A 15,361-nucleotide genomic window follows, 5' to 3' on the forward strand; every position below is an offset into this window, starting at 1 on the left:
GCACTCCCCTACTTCTTCGCGCCGCCGTCGTGGCCGATGGCTGTGTGGATGTCCTTGGGTACGAGTTGCATTGTGCTGCCGTCCTCGTTGTGATGCCAGACTCGATCGGTCGGCGGATTCCAGTTCGGATCGTTCAGTTGTTGGCGGACGATCTCGTTGGCCCGTCGTTTGTCGCTGGCCCGGTTGGTGAAACCGCCCGGCAGGTTGACCGTTTCGTCGGCGTACTCACCGAACTCGGGGAAACCTTTGTCGTTGAACTTCACGCCGTTCGGATATTTGGTCTTCAGATCGCCCGGCAACTCCATCCGCTCACCGGCGTAGCGCGAGTTGCGGGGGTAGTTGCCGTTGGGCAGTTTGTCGACGCTGGCCGGCGGAGGCGTTCCCGGCGGGATGACCACCGGCTTTTGCGGCGTGACCGGAGGGGCCTGAGGTGCGGCCGGTGCCTGCGGCGCCGGTGGTGCCGGTCGCTTCGGCGGCCCGGGGACGACCGGTTTGCGCGGCGCACCGGGCGCCGCTCCACCCGGCAAAGCGTTGCCGTCGGGGTCGGGCGCGGTCTGACCAAGAATGAGTCCGATCCAGCCGTGGCCACCGCCCGCTGCCTCGATTTGAGCAGCGTGGCGAGCCAAGTGGTCGAGAATGATCTTGTCCAGCTCCGGGTCGCCCGTGCTCCGATCGCCGAGATCGCCGCTCCGGACGATCTCCTGGATTCCGACGACGTTCCCGCTGAAGATGCTGAACCCGAAGTCGCTCTGCCCGCCGCCTGCACCGGAGTACGGCTTGAACCCGTTGTCACGCAGAACGTCGTCGACGGCCTGGTCGACGCGGTCGTCGTCTTTGTCGGAGATACCTGGCGCTGCCGGCTCGTCATCATCGTCGAGGAGTTGGACCGGCGGCTTCTGACCTGGACGATCGCCATCGGGCTTCGGGGTGCCGGTGATGTTCGGCGTGCGCGGATTCGGGTCGTCCGGGTCCGCCTTCTGCATCGGTGGGCTCAGAATTCGCGCGGGCGGGTCCTTGTCATCCCGGCCGGACTCGTCACGCTTCGGTGTGGGCGGTGTCGAGGTGCGCGGCGAGGCGTCGAGGTCCGGTTGATTCACCGTGGGCGGGGTGGCTTTCGGCGTGAACGGCACCGGCGTGTGATCTCGGTCCGGCCTCGAACGACGATCCGACTTGTCGTTGTCGCCGGGTCGCCCGCTGTCACGACGATCTGTACGGTCACGATCCTGGCCGCCCGGTCGGGCCGTGTTCGGTGCGACCTTGTTCGGTCCGCGGTTCTCCTGCGGCCCGGTCCGACGGTCGGACGTGTCGTCGCGGTCGGTCTTGTCCCGCGAGTTGCGGTCGCGAGAGTAGTTGTCGCGCAGCCCACTGCGTGAATCTTCGCGGTCATCCGAACTGTCGCCGCGTCGGCTGCCGCCCGGTGAATTGGTGCTGGGCGCTCTGGTGTTCGGCGAATACTTGTGGGGATCGCGATCAGGCTTGGGGATCGACTTGCGCGGGCCGGTCGGCTTCTTCGGTGTGCCCGGCGTGCTGCCGCCGGGCGAACTGTTTCCCGGCGAGCCGGCACCCGGTCCGCCCGGCGAGCTCGGCGCGGTGTTTCGGGGTGCGGTGTTTCCGGGTGCCGACTGTTGAGGCCGCGGATTCATCTTCCTGGCCTCGCCACCGTCGCGCTGCGACGGTTTGTTCTTGCCGGAACGGTCGCCGCCCGGTTGTGACGACGACCGGTCACTACCTCCCTTGTTGGGCTGCGCCGCCATCGCGTGGGTCAGTGGCAGCGCCCCGACCAGTACGACTGCGATCGCCGTGAGTAGCGCACGCACCAGCAGCGCCGTTCGTCCTGGATCTCGCATCACGTTGTCCCACTCCCACTTCGTTGCTGATCTCGCGTCGCTGCGACCGTACGGCCGCTGGCCCTGCACCTCGAGCGGTCGACGTCGAAGATGCTCTGCGCGAACGACATCACTGAAGCAATGCACAATGACCGGGAACATTTCGCGGGTGACGCCGCATCCAACCGGGTACGGGGACGGTGTGCTTGCTACCGTCACCGTGTGATGGACGGGTGCACTCCGGTGGCGTGGTGAGCGCGCCGGGGATGGATGAGCGAGTACGGCTGATGGCGGTCTCGGCCGCCGCGGTCGACGATGCACGCACCATTGCCGGTGACATCCGCATGCATGCGGATCAGGCGGAGTGGCTCGAGGTTCCCACCGGCGACAGCGGCCACCTCACGACGCTCGTCGCGCCCACCGATCCGACCATGCGCAGCGCCGACACGATCACCGTCACCATGACCCGTTTCATCGTCGACTGGGGTGTCGACGTCAACGACGGACTCGACGACGCGTTCGAGGATATGCGTCGGCTGCCAGGGTGGACGGAACACAGAGTCGAGCGGTTCCCGATCACCGCCACGACCGAGGGCGGCACGGTACAGGCCGGCACGTACATGGATGAATTGCGCGGCTGGGTGTACGCGGTGACGAAAATCGTTCTCTATCAACGTGGCAACGTCGTGTATCTCCTTCGATGCACCGGCTCCACGACGTCCGAGAGTGCAGGCCACCGCGAGTCGCTGGCTCGATCTGTGCGCTTCGTCCACCTGGACGACTGAGGAGACCACTCATGGTGACCCGTGCCAGTACCGTTCCCGACCTCGAGTCCGTTCTCGCCAGTTATGTCGTGTTCACACCAGACCCCCTCGACTGCGGGTGGTTTCGCGGCCGATGTAGCTCGACAACCCTGTATCTGCGCCTCGGCAACTTTCCCGACGAGCACCTCTACTCGCTCTACTTGGGTCACGGACGGTGGATGGATTTCACCGTGAGTCCGAACCTGTGGTCGGTCGAGGCGGCCGGAGGGTGGCCCGACAGCGCCCGCCCACGACTACCGAAGGGCCAGTTCCACGAGTGATCTACTCACGGGCTGTCGAGCCGGCCGCCAGCGTCGTGCAGAAGATGATGAGCGCCATGAAACACGAGCTCGCGATCAGCACGTTGTTGCCGTTGCCGGCGCTGTCCGACCACACGTACACCAGGACGGTGGTCACGACTGAGACGCCGACGATCGTCAGTACCACCCGACGGATCAGTGCGCGATGCAACGGTCGCTGGGCCGCCACCCCGATGGCCACCAGATAGCCGAGAGTGGTGAATGCGCCCAGAGCCGTTGTGAAGACGACGTTCTGCGGAACGTCCGCGACGAACGGGATGACGGTCAGCAGCACGGTCTGCACGATCCCGGCCAGCGCCAGGATGATGATCATCACCCGATAGATGCTTTCTCGGTCGATGCCATTCGGCCGCTGATCGTCGTTCGTCGTCATGACGCCAGTATCGCCGGGTCCGCAGGAGTCGGCCGTCGGCGGGCCAAGAATCGGAGACGTCCGACGTCGCGACTCAACCCGCCCCACTCGGGTCACGAACGACGATGTCCCCTTCCACGTACCTCACCCAACACGTGGTCCGGCCGGATGAACCGCGACCCGGTCCACTCGCTGTAGCGTCGCAGCACGTGTCGGTCGGACGGTCTCATCTGATCCGATTACTCCGCAGCGCACGGCGTCGCGTTGTAGCGTCCCGCTTGTACGGAACGGTCGGGGTTGATGTACGAGGAGAACCCATGTCGACCCGTCCTCCACGCTTCACGTCGGTGCTCATTGCCACCGTTGCAGCCGCATTCGCTGTCGGTCTGACAGCTCCGGTCGCGTCTGCCGCACCGCCGACCAGCTATCCGGTTGCCGGCACCGCGGGTCGCGGGATGTGTCTGGACGTGAACTCGTCGGAGGTGAAACGCGGACTCCGTGCGGTCGGCCCGCCGATTCGAGGCGCGAACGCTCAATGGGTGCTTCGTTCGAAGTCGATGGATCGCACTCCGAACTGCCCACCCCTCCTGTGGGCCGCGTTCGACACCTCGCGCGGCACGGCGTCGTCGCCGGCGGTGGTGTTGCTGTTCCGGCCGGGCAAGTATCTCGGCGCCACGAACCGACCGACCTCCTACATGACGGTCACGCAGTCGACCCCGGTCAGCGTCACCGTCAAGTACCGATGGCTGGGCCCGAATGATCCGAACGCGGCGCCGTCGGGCGGTCCGGTGTACTCGACGTTCGTCCAAGTCTTTGACCGCGTGTTCCGTTTCGGGGAGTTGCCGCCAGGGGTGTGAGAATCCCTGGCAGCCAAGGAAACCGACACACATCGACGACGGCGGTCGACTCACATCCCGACGACCGACCATGCGCCGACCGTGCCCGGTTTTTCGCCGAGTGTGCCCGCGGTGGGCACGCTCGGTGAAGTTGTGGACACGGTCGACGGATTGCCGTCAGGCTATGGCTGCGGTCAGTGGCTGCCGGTGACGAGGGGAGTGAGAACGAACCGAATGCGGCCCCGTCTGGCGGACCAGTGTCGTCGACATCAATTCCGGTCGTCGATCGCGCGTTCCCGTTCGGGGAGCTGCAGCCGGGATGTGAGCGCAGGGTGGTCCGCGGCTCGACTATTGATCCGCCTCAATCGGATCGGTCACACGCAGCCCCAAGTGCTCGGCGACATCCTTCATTTGTGCATCATGTGTGGCCACGGTGGCCGGCTCACCGATGAGCAGCGCCGTTGCGAGGTGCAGTGCATCAAGTGTCTTGACGTGCGGCTCGATTGATTCTGCAACTGTGTGGGTCTCGGGGCCGATCTCGAGCATGCCGACGCGATCCAACAGCGGTGCGGCGTCGGCGAGCGGCCGGCTCTCTCGACGCAGGACTCGGATCACCTCTGTACGCAAGAGCCGCGACGACACAAACGTCGTGCCTGGTGACTGCATCCACAACTGAATGCGCCGACGATCCGGCACAGCCAGAATCGTGCGGAGGGCCACCGATGAGTCGATGTACACCAATGCACCGGCCACTCTCAGTGATCCCCGCGCATCTCATCCAGCAAGGCTTCGACTTCCGCGTCGGTGTACTTCCGTCCGCCCGTCTGATCGGGCCACGGAGCCGGATCCGAGGACGCGGGCGTATATCGTCCCTCTCGCTCCAGCCGCGCGAGCGTTGATCCGTGGACTGTGACTGCACTGATTCGCCAACGGGGTTTGCCTCGTTCCGTGACCACCACGTCGTCCGTATCGCTGACCTGATCGAGTACGGCGGCGGTCTGTTGGTTGAGCTGCCGTTTGCTGACCGTTCGCATGGCGACAATTGTACTACTTATGTAAGACATGCGGGTCTTCGAGTAGGCCGACCGCGTGGCAGACGAGCAGCTCTCCAAGGATCTGCGCCCCTATCTGTGGTTCCTCGAGCAGGCGGCCGACGAGGGGCTGGCTCTGACCTCAGCCGGGTATATGAAGCCGGCCGATGTGACTGCGGCCAGCGAGGTTCTGCCCGCTATGCAGCGTTGGATCGGCACCAAGAACCGTGAAGTGCAATGCGCGCCGTCGCTGTACTTCCGGGAGTCGTTGCAGCACAACAAGCTGCGAAAGTACAAGGGTCGACTGCTCCTCACCCGCGTGGGCAAAAGCGTTGCCGGCGACCCCAAGACCCTCTGCGAGCACATCGCCCAGTCCCTGATCCCGACCACCGACGACCGTTTCACCGCGGAGGCCTGCTTCCTCTTACTGTTCTTCGCCGCGACCTCCGATGACGGGACGTTGCTTCTCGATCGGCTCGTCTCACTGCTCAACCATCTGGACTGGCGCCACCAGGACGGAAGTCCGATCATGGAGTCGGACCTTCATCACCTCGATGGGGATCCCTACGAGACGCTGAAGAATCTGTCAGAGCCGGTCAGATTCCGCGAACCACTGCGATTGAGCCCGACGGCGATCACCATCGCTCGGGCGGCCGTCACCGGACGGCCGGTGTAGACGGTCACCACGACAGGAGAGCCCGTCGGCGAGTTGTCGATATCGGCCGACGATCAGAACGGGTCCCGGCCGACACCTCAGTGCCCAGCAAACGCCTCCGCCAACCACCACGATCCACCATCACTGGTGATCTTCGCGTCGACGACCAGCGGCCGGTTCTGCGTGCCATCCTGATACCGCTCAACCCACTTGTGTACGGCAGCAAGGTCGTCGACCGTCCGCACGGTCACACCCGTCGCTCCGAATCCCTCTGCGATCGAGGCGATGTCGGTGTCCGGGAAGGTGACCGTCGAGTGGTCGCCGTCGGTGAAGTGATGCACCTCGGCGCCATAGGCGGAATCGTTGTAGACGATTGCCACCAGGGGTAGGCCGAGGCGTACGGCGGTGTCGAGTTCGGAGATGCTCATCAGGAAGCCGCCGTCGCCGGTACCCAGTACCGGCAGCCGATCCGGTTGTGCCAGTGCCCCTCCGATCGCCGTGTACAGGCCGAGGCCAATCGACTGGTATGCCTGCGTGAAGCAGAAGCCGAACTCGTCCGGCACCGACAGGTGGGTGGCCGGGTAGCCCATGAAGTTGCCGGAGTCGATGGCCACAATCCGGTCGACGGGCAGGATCTCGTCGAGCGCGATCGACAACACCCGCGGATCGATCTGATCGCCGGTCGACGAGTCATCGACCGGAACATCCTGCCACCGAGACGAATCCGATATCCGCTGTCGCACTGCGCCAGTGCGATACCGCATGTTCCCATCCCCGCCGCCGATCTCGGCAAGCACATCGGTCGCGGTGAGCGCGCAGTCGCCGATCACACCGAGGTCAACTGGCCGGTGGGCGCCGATCGCATCGACGTCGTCGTCGACCTGCACCACGGTGGCGTCGGCATTGATGAGGCGCCCCTGCCGCATCGTCCACATGTTGAGCGCGCAACCCCAGCCGACGATGAGGTCGGCCTCCGAGATGAGCTCAGCCGTCGTCGGTGACGAGAAGCCTCCGGAGATGCCGAGGGCGAATGGGTCGCCGACGAACAGTCCGTTCGCGACCGCCGACGTCGCGACCAAAGCGCCACTCGCTGCAGCGAGTTCGGCGATCTGCGGACCGGCACCACGACCACCCCTCCCAGCGACGAACACCGGCCTCGACGACGCGCGGATCGCCTCCACCAGTTGACCGACCGCATCGGTCGTCGGCCGCACACGAGGCTCCTCGTAACTCGCGCTGGTCGGCCCTTCCATCGAGGCCGGCATCGCAGCGACGTCGATCGCCACGTTCAGCACGACCGTCCGACGCTGGGTGACCGCAGTTCGATAGGCACGCATGACGTCAGCGACCACGGAGTCCGCCGAGTACACCCGCTCACTGACCGCACCGACGCTGCGCACCAACGAGTCCTGGTCGATCCAGAAGTTGGAGCGCAACGCGGCGGAGGGACTGTCTGCGGTGAGCACGATCATCGGGGTGCGACTCTTGGCGGCCTCGGTGATGCCGGTCATCGCGTTGGTCAGGCCGCAACCCTGATGCAGGGAAACAACTCCCACGCGTGACGACATCCGCGAATAGGCGTCGGCCATGGTCGCGGCCCCGCCTTCGTGGCGGGCCGCGGTGAACGGCACCCCACCCGCGCGCAGCGCGTTGGTCATCACGAAGTTGCCGCTGCCGACCACCCCGAAGCAGTGGCCGGCGCCGAGGTCGGCGAGGACGTGCCCGACGACGTCGGCGACCGTGGGACCGTACGAGCTCACGCACCCGCTCCGTCGCCCGCTGTCTCGTTGCCCGCCGCCTTGTCGACGACAGCCAGCACCCGCGACGGACTGCCCGTGCCGCCGACGATGGGCAGCGGGCTGACGACGATGAGCGCGCCGGTGGCGGGTAGGCGGCCGAGGTTGCGCAGCGAGGTGAGCCCGTACTTGTCGTTGCCGAGGAAGTGGTTGTGCACCGGGAAGGCGGGGTCGAAACCGCCGGCGAGTCCGGCGTCGACGCCGACGGTCTCCACGCCGAGCCCGGTGATCTGGCGCTGGGTGGCGAGCCATTCGGCGCAGTCGACCGCGACACCCGGGGTGTGCGAGCCGGTGTCGTCGGCGTTGAGGAACTCGGCCTCCGACCCGCCCCGCGACTCCCACCCGGTACGCAGCAGCAGCCATGCACCGTCGGCGAGCTGACCGTAGGTGGTCTCCCACCTCTCGACGTCGGCGATGGTCAGCAGGTAGTCGGGATCGTCGGCGACCTGCGCGGTGAGGTCGAGGACGGCGGCGGGCCCGATGAGTCGCTCGACGGGGATCTGGGAGACGTCGTCGCCGTCACGGCCGGTGATCCAGTGGACCGGCGCATCGAGGTGGGTGCCGATGTGCTCGCCGGTGTGGATGTTGTTATGCCGCCAGAACGGGCCGGGCTCGTTGTAGGCGCTGACCTCCTCGAGGCTGAAGTCGATGAGGTTGGCGAACGGATCGGGCAGGCGCAGGGCCGGGGTGGCGGCGCTGAGCGGGGTGGTCAGGTCGATGACCTCGAGGTCGCCAGTGGTCAGCGCGGTGAGGAAGGTGGAGATCGTCGTGGCGGGCATGAGGTCCTCTCGTCGATACCGAAACGTCGCCTCCCATCATTGTGGAGGCACACGTGCGGTAGCCGTCCGGATTGGCGGACACGGGGAGAACCACCTCCCGACGCCGTCACCTCGCCCGCACCGTCCCTGGAGCTCCCCACCCCGCCGCGGTGCCGTCGACGTGTTCCACCTCGGCCTCCCAGGGCACCGCGTACTCGCCCGCCATCAGGTCCCGCATGAACGTGTAGGGGCAGTCACCGGCACCGCCCGCCACCGCGGTGTAGCCGCGATGCCCCAGTTGATAGATGTTGTTCTCCACACCCCACGTCCGTCGGGCGTCGTCGGCGCGGGAGGGCACGACTTCGGCGGTGACGACCCGATCCGGGATTCCATCGCCCTGCACGAGGACCGTGCCGTCGACGTCACAGACCATGGCCTCGCCCTGCGACCAGATGTTGTTCTGATCCGGCCCGGCGAGTGCGACCGACGCGGTATAGGCGAGGTTGTGAAAGGCGTTGGCCTGATTGGTGATCTGCCATGACTGACGGATCGGGTAGGTGTATCCGGCGGTGCGCACGATGACGTTGGCGCCTTTGTATGCAGCTTCTCGTGCCATCTCGGGAAGCATGCCGTCGTGGCAGATGATCAGCGCCAGTCGGGAACCGGCGGGTCCGTCGCACACCGGGATGCCAAGGTCTCCCGGCGCCCACGGCTCGGCGGGAACCCACGGATGCATCTTGCGGTAGTAGAGCTTCTCGCGCCCCTGGTCGTCGACGATGAGGCCACTGTTCCAGGGTGCGCCGTCCGGATTGCGTTCCATGATGGAGAAGCATCCCCACACCCCCGCCTCACGGCACGCGTCGGCCAGGAGTGCCATCTCGGGACCGTCCCGGTCACACAGCAGGCTGTCGTCGAGCCACGTCTCCGGGTCCAGCCCGTTGATGCTGTACTCGGGCATGACGACGAGATCGATTGTCGGCATGCCCTTCTTGGCCCGCTTCACGACGTCGGCGAGTCTCTCCGCGGTCGTCTTCAGATCGGCGGGCTCGGTGATGGTGGGCACCCGCGCCTGCACCAACCCGAGTACGAGAGCTCCGGGAGTGGGGTTGAGTCCGTCGAGTCCTGTCATTGTCCCTGTCCTCTCATCGACTCAGTCCTGCCTCTTCGGTTCCGGTGGTCGGAGTCGCCGGCCACCGATCTCGCCACGGCTGTGTCCGTTCGAACGCTGCTGCCGCCGTCAGCACGTCGCCGTCGGCGAGGTGTCTCCCGACGATCTGCATGCCGACGGGGAGGCCGTCGGTGGTGTGGCCGGCCGGTACGGAGATGGCCGGTTGTCCGGTCATGTTGAAGATGTTCAAGAATCCCAGCCAGCTACCCGAATCCACCATCTGGCCGTCGATCAGCTCCGGCCCCTGCATGCCGACGGGGAACGCCGGAACCGCCAGCGTGGGGGTGATCAGCAGGTCGTGGTCGCGCATGAGCCTCGCCACCTGGTTGACCACACGCTTGCGCACCATCTGCGCGGTGGTGAGATCTTCCGCCGTCCAGGGATGTCGGATCAGCTCCACGAGGTGCGGGGACATCCGATCGCCGTACTCGGCAACCATGTTCCGCATCCCGACCAGATCGGTGTCGGCCATGACCATCGGCCAGAAGTGACGACGGGAATCCTCGATCCCCGTGTCGACCTCGGCCACCGTCGCCCCGAGTCGCTCAAGCGCGGAGACCGCTGAGCCCACGACTTCACGAACCGCGGGATCGACCGGTAGATAACCGAGGTCCGGCGAGTAGGCGATCCGAAGGCCGGCGACACGCTCGACGGAGTCGTCGCCGATGCAGCGAAGCCATTCCGTGTCACCGGCCGGCAGTGAATGCCGATCGCGCGGATCGGGTCCCGCGATCACCGACATCAGCAATGCCGCGTCGCCGACGGTTCGCGTCATCGGCCCGATGTGTTCGAGTGATTCCCAACTCGACACCCCCGGATACCGCTCGTCGCGGCAGCCGGGGTACAACGGCACCCGTCCCATGGACGCCTTGAAACCGACCAGCCCACACAGCGATGCCGGTATCCGAACCGAGCCACCGCCATCGCTGCCCAACGCCAGTGGCGCCATCCCGGTCGCGACGGCCACCGCCGAACCGGCCGACGACCCACCAGGAGTGAGGGCCGGATTCCACGGATTGCGGGCCGCCGGCGACACCGGATTGTGGCCGACTCCGCTGTACCCGAACTCCGGGACGGTTGTCTTGCCCAGGATCAATGCCCCGGCATTCCGCACGCGTTCGACGACGATGTCGTCCTCGTCGGGAACCCAGTCCTGGTATGCGACCGATCCGTTGCGGGTGACGATCCCGGCCGTCGCGATCAAATCCTTGATGGCGATCGGGATTCCGGCCAGCGGTCCGGGATCGTCCCCCCGCGCGACGGCGGCGTCGACCGCGGCCGCTTGTTCGCGGGCGAGATCGTCGGTGCGTTCGACAAATGCGTGGAGTTCGCCGTCGAGGGCGTCGACCCGGCGGAGGCAGCTGTCCGCCACCTCCGCCGCAGTCACCGTGCCGGCGCGGATCATCGCGGCGAGATCGACGGCCGACGTCCGTGTCAGGTCCAGTTCGGGGGCGAGAGTCACTGCGGCGCCTTGATATCCGACGCCGCCTTCTCCGACACCTCGATCTCCGTGGTGGATGTTGCCGCGGTTCGAGAGAGTCGTTCGGGCACGATCGCCTCGACGATGAGGTAGGCCACTGCCGCACACACCATTCCGACGATCGCCTCACTGAGCTGCGGCGCCCAGTGGTGCACCATGTACGCACACGCGGCACCGATGATCCAGGCGATGAACGGCTGCACCCGGAACGCCGTAGCCGCCCGCTGAGTCGCGCGGCGTGTGATCAGCTGATCGACGATCAGGACCGCACCGATCGACGGAACGAAGATCCCGAGCAGGTTGAGCCAGGTGCTGAAGTGACTCCACACACCGGCAAGCGCGATCGCCAGTCCGACGGCACCGAGGATGATGGTCAGCAGCCGCATCGTCGAGCCGGTGAGCTGGCTCCAGCCGACGGCACCGTTGTACAGGCAGTGGGCGCAGACGGATCCGAGGTTGACGAAGACGAACACGACGGCGAGAACGGTCAGCACCGGACCGTGTTCGGTCAGGATCGGCAGGAAGTCGCCACCGTTGGCGGCGGGGTCGACGGCTGCGCCGGCGGCGACGACGATGCCACCGACGACCATGGCGATCATGTTGGCGATCGGGAAGGCACTGAACGTCGCGACGACGGCTTCACGACCGTTGCGTGACCAGCGAGTGAAGTCGGCGGTCATGGTGCCCGAGTCGACGAATCCGGCGATGACCACGGTGATCGCGGCGCCCATCGACAGAACCGTGGCGCTGCTCGAACCCTGGAAGGAGGTGATCGAGCCGATACCGTCTGTGCGGGTGGCGATCACGACGGCCACGATTCCGAGTGCGATGAACAGCGGAGCGGCGATGAGACCGATCACGGTGAGCGCACGGATGCCGATGAAGGTGATGCCGATGTAGAGCAGCCCGGCGATCAGCGCCAGCAACGTGGCGTTCCATCCCAGGGACGTCTCGAGGGTCGCCCCGGTCAATCCGGTCTGGAAGGCGAACCAACCGATGACCACTGTCGACAGGAAGCCGGCGACGATCTTGGCACCGTTGCGGCCGAATGTCTCTGCGGCACTGAGGGCGAAGTTCTTACCGGTCTTGCCGGCCAGGTAGGAGAGCGATCCGACGTAGGCAAACAACACGAGGTTGCCGATCAGGATGGACAGAATGCCCTTCCAGAAGCCCAGTCCATAGACGATGGTCCCGCCGAAGATGGCCGAGGTGAGGACCATGGGGAATCCGAACCATACCGCGGACACCGAGAAGACAGATCTGCGATGAGAATCTGGGACGGGGACGTTCTCGAACTCGGCTTCGAGTCCATGGTGCCCTTCGTGTTCCGAGGTCGAGGGTGTCTCGATTCGCGTGGTCATAGCAGTCCCTTCTGGACTAATGCAGTGTGATTCGGGCGAGTGACCATCTCCATCTGCGCCGCACTCGGCGAGACGAAGCTGTAACCCTCGACGCTGAGGGCAGAACGCACCGCGTGAAGCAGCGTCGGCGCGTTCGGGGTATCGCTGTGCAGGCACACGGTGCGGATCTCTCCGCGGTGCGGCCCGTCCAGCTGTTCGAGAGTTCGGGCGACGACGACGTCGGCTCCCCCGATGAGTTGCGCGGTGCGGTCATACATCTGGACGTCGCCGTCGAGGTAGGGGCGATCGGCGAAGATCTCCGGGATGACCGACAGCCCATGCTCGACCGCGCAACGGTGAAGCGCCGACCCCGGCAGCACATACAGATACAGGGTTGGATTCCAGCTCTGGACTGCCCGACAGATCGCATCCGCCAGCGCCGCATCACGATTGACCATCATGTACAGCGCACCATGTGGTTTCACGTGTTGCAGGACCGTTCCGGCAGCGCGGACAAAGGCCTCCAGTGCGCCGACCTGGTACAGGCACAGGTCGTAGGCCTGTTGCGGTGTGGTCGGTATCTCCCGACGCCCGAATCCGGCGCGGTCGTCGAGGCCGACGTGTGCTCCGATGGACACACCGTGGGCCAGAGCGAGATCCACGGATTCCCGCATCACGGCCGGATCTCCCCCGTGTGCGCCGCAGGCGATGTTGGCGGACGTGATCAGCGGCATCATCTCCGGGTCTGCGCCGTAGACATAGACGCCGAAACTCTCACCCAGATCGCAATTGATGTCGATGTACACGGCTCAGCCCTCGGCGAGCAGCGTCGACACGGCCAGCCTTCTCGGGTTCGCATGCAGTTCCCAGGCACGGGCGAATCGCAGCAGGGCGCGTTCGGAGAACTGCCGTCCGAGAACCTCCATGCCGATGGGAAGCTCGGTATCGGTGAAACCGACCGGGATCGTCATCGCCGGAAGCGAGGTCTGCGACGCGATGACCGTGTTGGTCGGGAAATCCAATGCGGTCCAACGCTTCGCGGCCAGATCGTCGCGGGTCGGCGGCGGCACCTGGACCGTCGGGTACACCAGGAAGTCGACGTCGGCCGCGGCCATCATGGACACCAGCGTGCGGCGCCACTCCTCTTGGCGAACTCGGCCGCGCAAATAGTCCGGGTTGTCGTCGACGTCGTCGGGAGCATCCCCGATGTCCTGCATCAGGTCCGTGAGCGGGTGAAACGCCCCGGCGGCCACGATCTCCTTGACCGACGACGCCGGTGCTGTCGGACGGTCACGAAGGAAGGCATCGATATCCTGTTTGGAACGCAAGGAGTAGAGCGAGGTTTCACGAATCCAGTTCTGCAGATCACCGAGGTGGAGCTCGTCGACGATCGTCGCGCCGCAGGCGGCGAGTTCCTCGATGGCCGAGCGGACGACGGTGTTCGTCTGGCCCTGGTCGGCACCCTGGCCGAACGCGTCGGCGAGGACGCCGACACGGTACGACGCCAACGAGGACGATGCCACGTCATGAAGTGCGGCCCGGTAATCCCCGACGTCCGGGTTGGCGGTTGCGATGCCGGTGTAGGCGTCGGAGGGGTCGTAGCCGACGACGGTGTCCAGCACATGTGCCAGGTCGGTGACGGTCCGCGCCATCGGTCCGGGGGTGTCCTGGAAGTGCAGTAGCGGGGAGAACCCGGTGCGGGGAATGAGTCCGGTCGTCACCCGCAGCCCGAACAGGTTGGTGAACGACGACGGCAGACGAATCGAGCCACCGGTGTCCTCACCGATGCCGACGAGGCAGAGGTTGGCGGTGACTGCCGCCGCGGTACCGGCACTCGATCCGCCCGTCTCCCGACCCAGGTCGTACGGGTTCTTGGTGTGGTCGGAGCGCGAGGAGAAGGAGAACCACCCGGCGGCGAAGTCACACATCGTGGTCTTGCCCAGAATGACGGCGCCGGCCTCGCGGAGTCGTTCGACGACGGTGGCGTCAGCCTCGGGTACGTAGTCCGCGAACACCGTCGAGCCGAAGGCCGTCGGGATGCCCGCCGTCTCACCCTGGTCTTTGACCAGGATCGGGACGCCGTGCAGAGGGCCGACCAGTTCACCTGTCTTGGCATGGATCTCGTCGAGGTAGGCGGCCTCTCGGAGCGCCGCGTCGTTGACGGTCACCACCGAGTTGATCTGCAGCCCTGCGGGATTGTCGACGGAGTCGATGTCGTCGATCCGGCTGAGGTACCAGCTGGTCACCGCGGCGCTCGTGGTCTCGCCGCTCCGGATCATGCGGTGCAGATCATCGATGGTCAGTTCTGCGTAGTTCACGTGCTGCTCCTTGTCCGAGCCGAGTCCGTCGTCGAGAGCGCCGACGATGGCGTCCGCGGTGTGTTCGAGGTGATGTCGGGTGGCGTCGAGGAGTTCGTCGAGCTTGCCGTCGCGCATGAGGCCGAACATGTGCTCGTGCTGGCGTCGCGCTTCGTCCAGTGTGTGCGCCACATTCGCGTAGATGGCCATGTACGGCTGGACTCTGTCCCAGGTGTTCCGGATCAGTTCACCGAGGTAGCGGCTGTCCGCGCAGTCGTAGAAGGTCTGGTGGAACGCCCGGTTGAGCTCGCGCCACTCCTGCGTGGTGATGTCGGCGGACGACATCTGGTCGAGGATCTTGCGCATGGTGACGGTGGATTCGTGGTCGAGTCGAGGGAGGGCCCATTCGGTCGCCTGCGACTCCAGGGTCAGACGAATAGCGAAGAGTTGTCGGATCTCGCGCGCGCTGAGGCTCGTCACGGTGACCGCGCGGCGATCGAACTCGACCAACCCCTCCACGTGGAGGCGTTTGAGTGCCTCCCGTGTCGGCATCGTGGACACGCCGAGGGACTGTGCGAGGGACCGGATGGTCACCCGCGTACCCGGGGTGATGCGACCGTCGAGGATCTTGCGTCGAATCTCCTGGTAGACGCTCTCCCCGACGGTGGGCGCCATGACATCGGTAGCCACTTGTGATAT

At 65.8% G+C, this 15,361-nt stretch carries 15 protein-coding genes; 4 read left to right on the forward strand and 11 right to left on the reverse strand.

The genetic code is table 11. The annotated features are described in order from the left end of the window. Positions 1 to 8: 8 nt before the first annotated feature. Positions 9 to 1,847 (reverse strand): HNH endonuclease, encoded by a 1,839-nt coding sequence (locus tag EEB19_RS09815; protein ID WP_187585636.1) that lies wholly within the window; start codon positions 1,845 to 1,847, stop codon positions 9 to 11. A gap of 245 nt (positions 1,848 to 2,092) precedes the next feature. Between EEB19_RS09815 and EEB19_RS09820 the strand changes: the two genes are divergently transcribed. Continuing rightward, positions 2,093 to 2,611, forward strand: a complete 519-nt coding sequence (locus EEB19_RS09820) for a hypothetical protein (RefSeq protein WP_187585638.1) — start codon at positions 2,093 to 2,095, stop codon at positions 2,609 to 2,611. Between the two features lie 11 nt (positions 2,612 to 2,622). Continuing rightward, positions 2,623 to 2,910 carry a hypothetical protein gene (locus EEB19_RS09825; RefSeq protein WP_187585640.1) on the forward strand — a complete coding sequence of 96 codons (288 nt, stop codon included), beginning with the start codon at positions 2,623 to 2,625 and terminating at the stop codon, positions 2,908 to 2,910. Between the two features lies 1 nt (position 2,911). Here EEB19_RS09825 and EEB19_RS09830 read toward each other — a convergent pair whose 3' ends face one another. Then, positions 2,912 to 3,322 carry a hypothetical protein gene (locus tag EEB19_RS09830; protein ID WP_187585642.1) on the reverse strand — a complete coding sequence of 137 codons (411 nt, stop codon included), beginning with the start codon at positions 3,320 to 3,322 and terminating at the stop codon, positions 2,912 to 2,914. A gap of 296 nt (positions 3,323 to 3,618) precedes the next feature. On the opposite strand from EEB19_RS09830, the gene EEB19_RS09835 reads away from it, so the two are divergent. After that, a complete protein-coding gene (locus EEB19_RS09835) occupies positions 3,619 to 4,158 on the forward strand; it encodes an LppP/LprE family lipoprotein (RefSeq protein ID WP_187585644.1) in 540 nt (179 codons plus the stop codon). Positions 4,159 to 4,485: 327 nt separating this feature from the next. On the opposite strand, the gene EEB19_RS09840 is transcribed toward EEB19_RS09835, so the two are convergent. Then, positions 4,486 to 4,890 (reverse strand): type II toxin-antitoxin system VapC family toxin, encoded by a 405-nt coding sequence (locus EEB19_RS09840; RefSeq protein ID WP_187585646.1) that lies wholly within the window; start codon positions 4,888 to 4,890, stop codon positions 4,486 to 4,488. A gap of 2 nt (positions 4,891 to 4,892) precedes the next feature. Continuing rightward, the gene (locus EEB19_RS09845; protein WP_187585648.1) at positions 4,893 to 5,171 is read right to left on the reverse strand and encodes a type II toxin-antitoxin system Phd/YefM family antitoxin; all 279 of its coding nucleotides are present in this window, start codon (positions 5,169 to 5,171) and stop codon (positions 4,893 to 4,895) included. A gap of 55 nt (positions 5,172 to 5,226) precedes the next feature. On the opposite strand from EEB19_RS09845, the gene EEB19_RS09850 reads away from it, so the two are divergent. After that, positions 5,227 to 5,844: a hypothetical protein gene (locus tag EEB19_RS09850; RefSeq protein WP_187585650.1), complete on the forward strand. Its 618-nt coding sequence runs from the start codon at positions 5,227 to 5,229 to the stop codon at positions 5,842 to 5,844. Positions 5,845 to 5,921: 77 nt separating this feature from the next. Here EEB19_RS09850 and EEB19_RS09855 read toward each other — a convergent pair whose 3' ends face one another. From EEB19_RS09855 to EEB19_RS09885, 7 genes are all read right to left on the reverse strand, one after another. Continuing rightward, entirely contained in the window at positions 5,922 to 7,583 is a 1,662-nt protein-coding gene (locus EEB19_RS09855; protein WP_187585652.1) for a thiamine pyrophosphate-binding protein, read from the reverse strand. Continuing rightward, positions 7,580 to 8,398 carry a cyclase family protein gene (locus EEB19_RS09860; protein WP_187585654.1) on the reverse strand — a complete coding sequence of 273 codons (819 nt, stop codon included), beginning with the start codon at positions 8,396 to 8,398 and terminating at the stop codon, positions 7,580 to 7,582. The genes EEB19_RS09855 and EEB19_RS09860 overlap by 4 nt, the downstream gene beginning before the upstream one ends. Before the next feature lie 106 nt (positions 8,399 to 8,504). Next, entirely contained in the window at positions 8,505 to 9,506 is a 1,002-nt protein-coding gene (locus EEB19_RS09865; RefSeq protein ID WP_187585656.1) for a formamidase, read from the reverse strand. Between the two features lie 13 nt (positions 9,507 to 9,519). Beyond that, positions 9,520 to 11,007, reverse strand: a complete 1,488-nt coding sequence (locus EEB19_RS09870) for an amidase (protein WP_187585658.1) — start codon at positions 11,005 to 11,007, stop codon at positions 9,520 to 9,522. Next, positions 11,004 to 12,386 carry a cytosine permease gene (locus EEB19_RS09875; protein WP_187585659.1) on the reverse strand — a complete coding sequence of 461 codons (1,383 nt, stop codon included), beginning with the start codon at positions 12,384 to 12,386 and terminating at the stop codon, positions 11,004 to 11,006. Before EEB19_RS09875 ends, EEB19_RS09870 begins: the two co-directional genes overlap by 4 nt. After that, positions 12,383 to 13,171 carry a 5-oxoprolinase subunit PxpA gene (locus EEB19_RS09880; RefSeq protein ID WP_187585661.1) on the reverse strand — a complete coding sequence of 263 codons (789 nt, stop codon included), beginning with the start codon at positions 13,169 to 13,171 and terminating at the stop codon, positions 12,383 to 12,385. The genes EEB19_RS09875 and EEB19_RS09880 overlap by 4 nt, the downstream gene beginning before the upstream one ends. Positions 13,172 to 13,174: 3 nt before the next feature. Continuing rightward, positions 13,175 to 15,337 (reverse strand): amidase family protein, encoded by a 2,163-nt coding sequence (locus EEB19_RS09885; RefSeq protein WP_187585839.1) that lies wholly within the window; start codon positions 15,335 to 15,337, stop codon positions 13,175 to 13,177. Positions 15,338 to 15,361 lie beyond the last annotated feature (24 nt).

Origin of the sequence: Gordonia sp. OPL2, from assembly GCF_003797825.1 — a bacterium.
Classification (GTDB): domain Bacteria; phylum Actinomycetota; class Actinomycetes; order Mycobacteriales; family Mycobacteriaceae; genus Gordonia.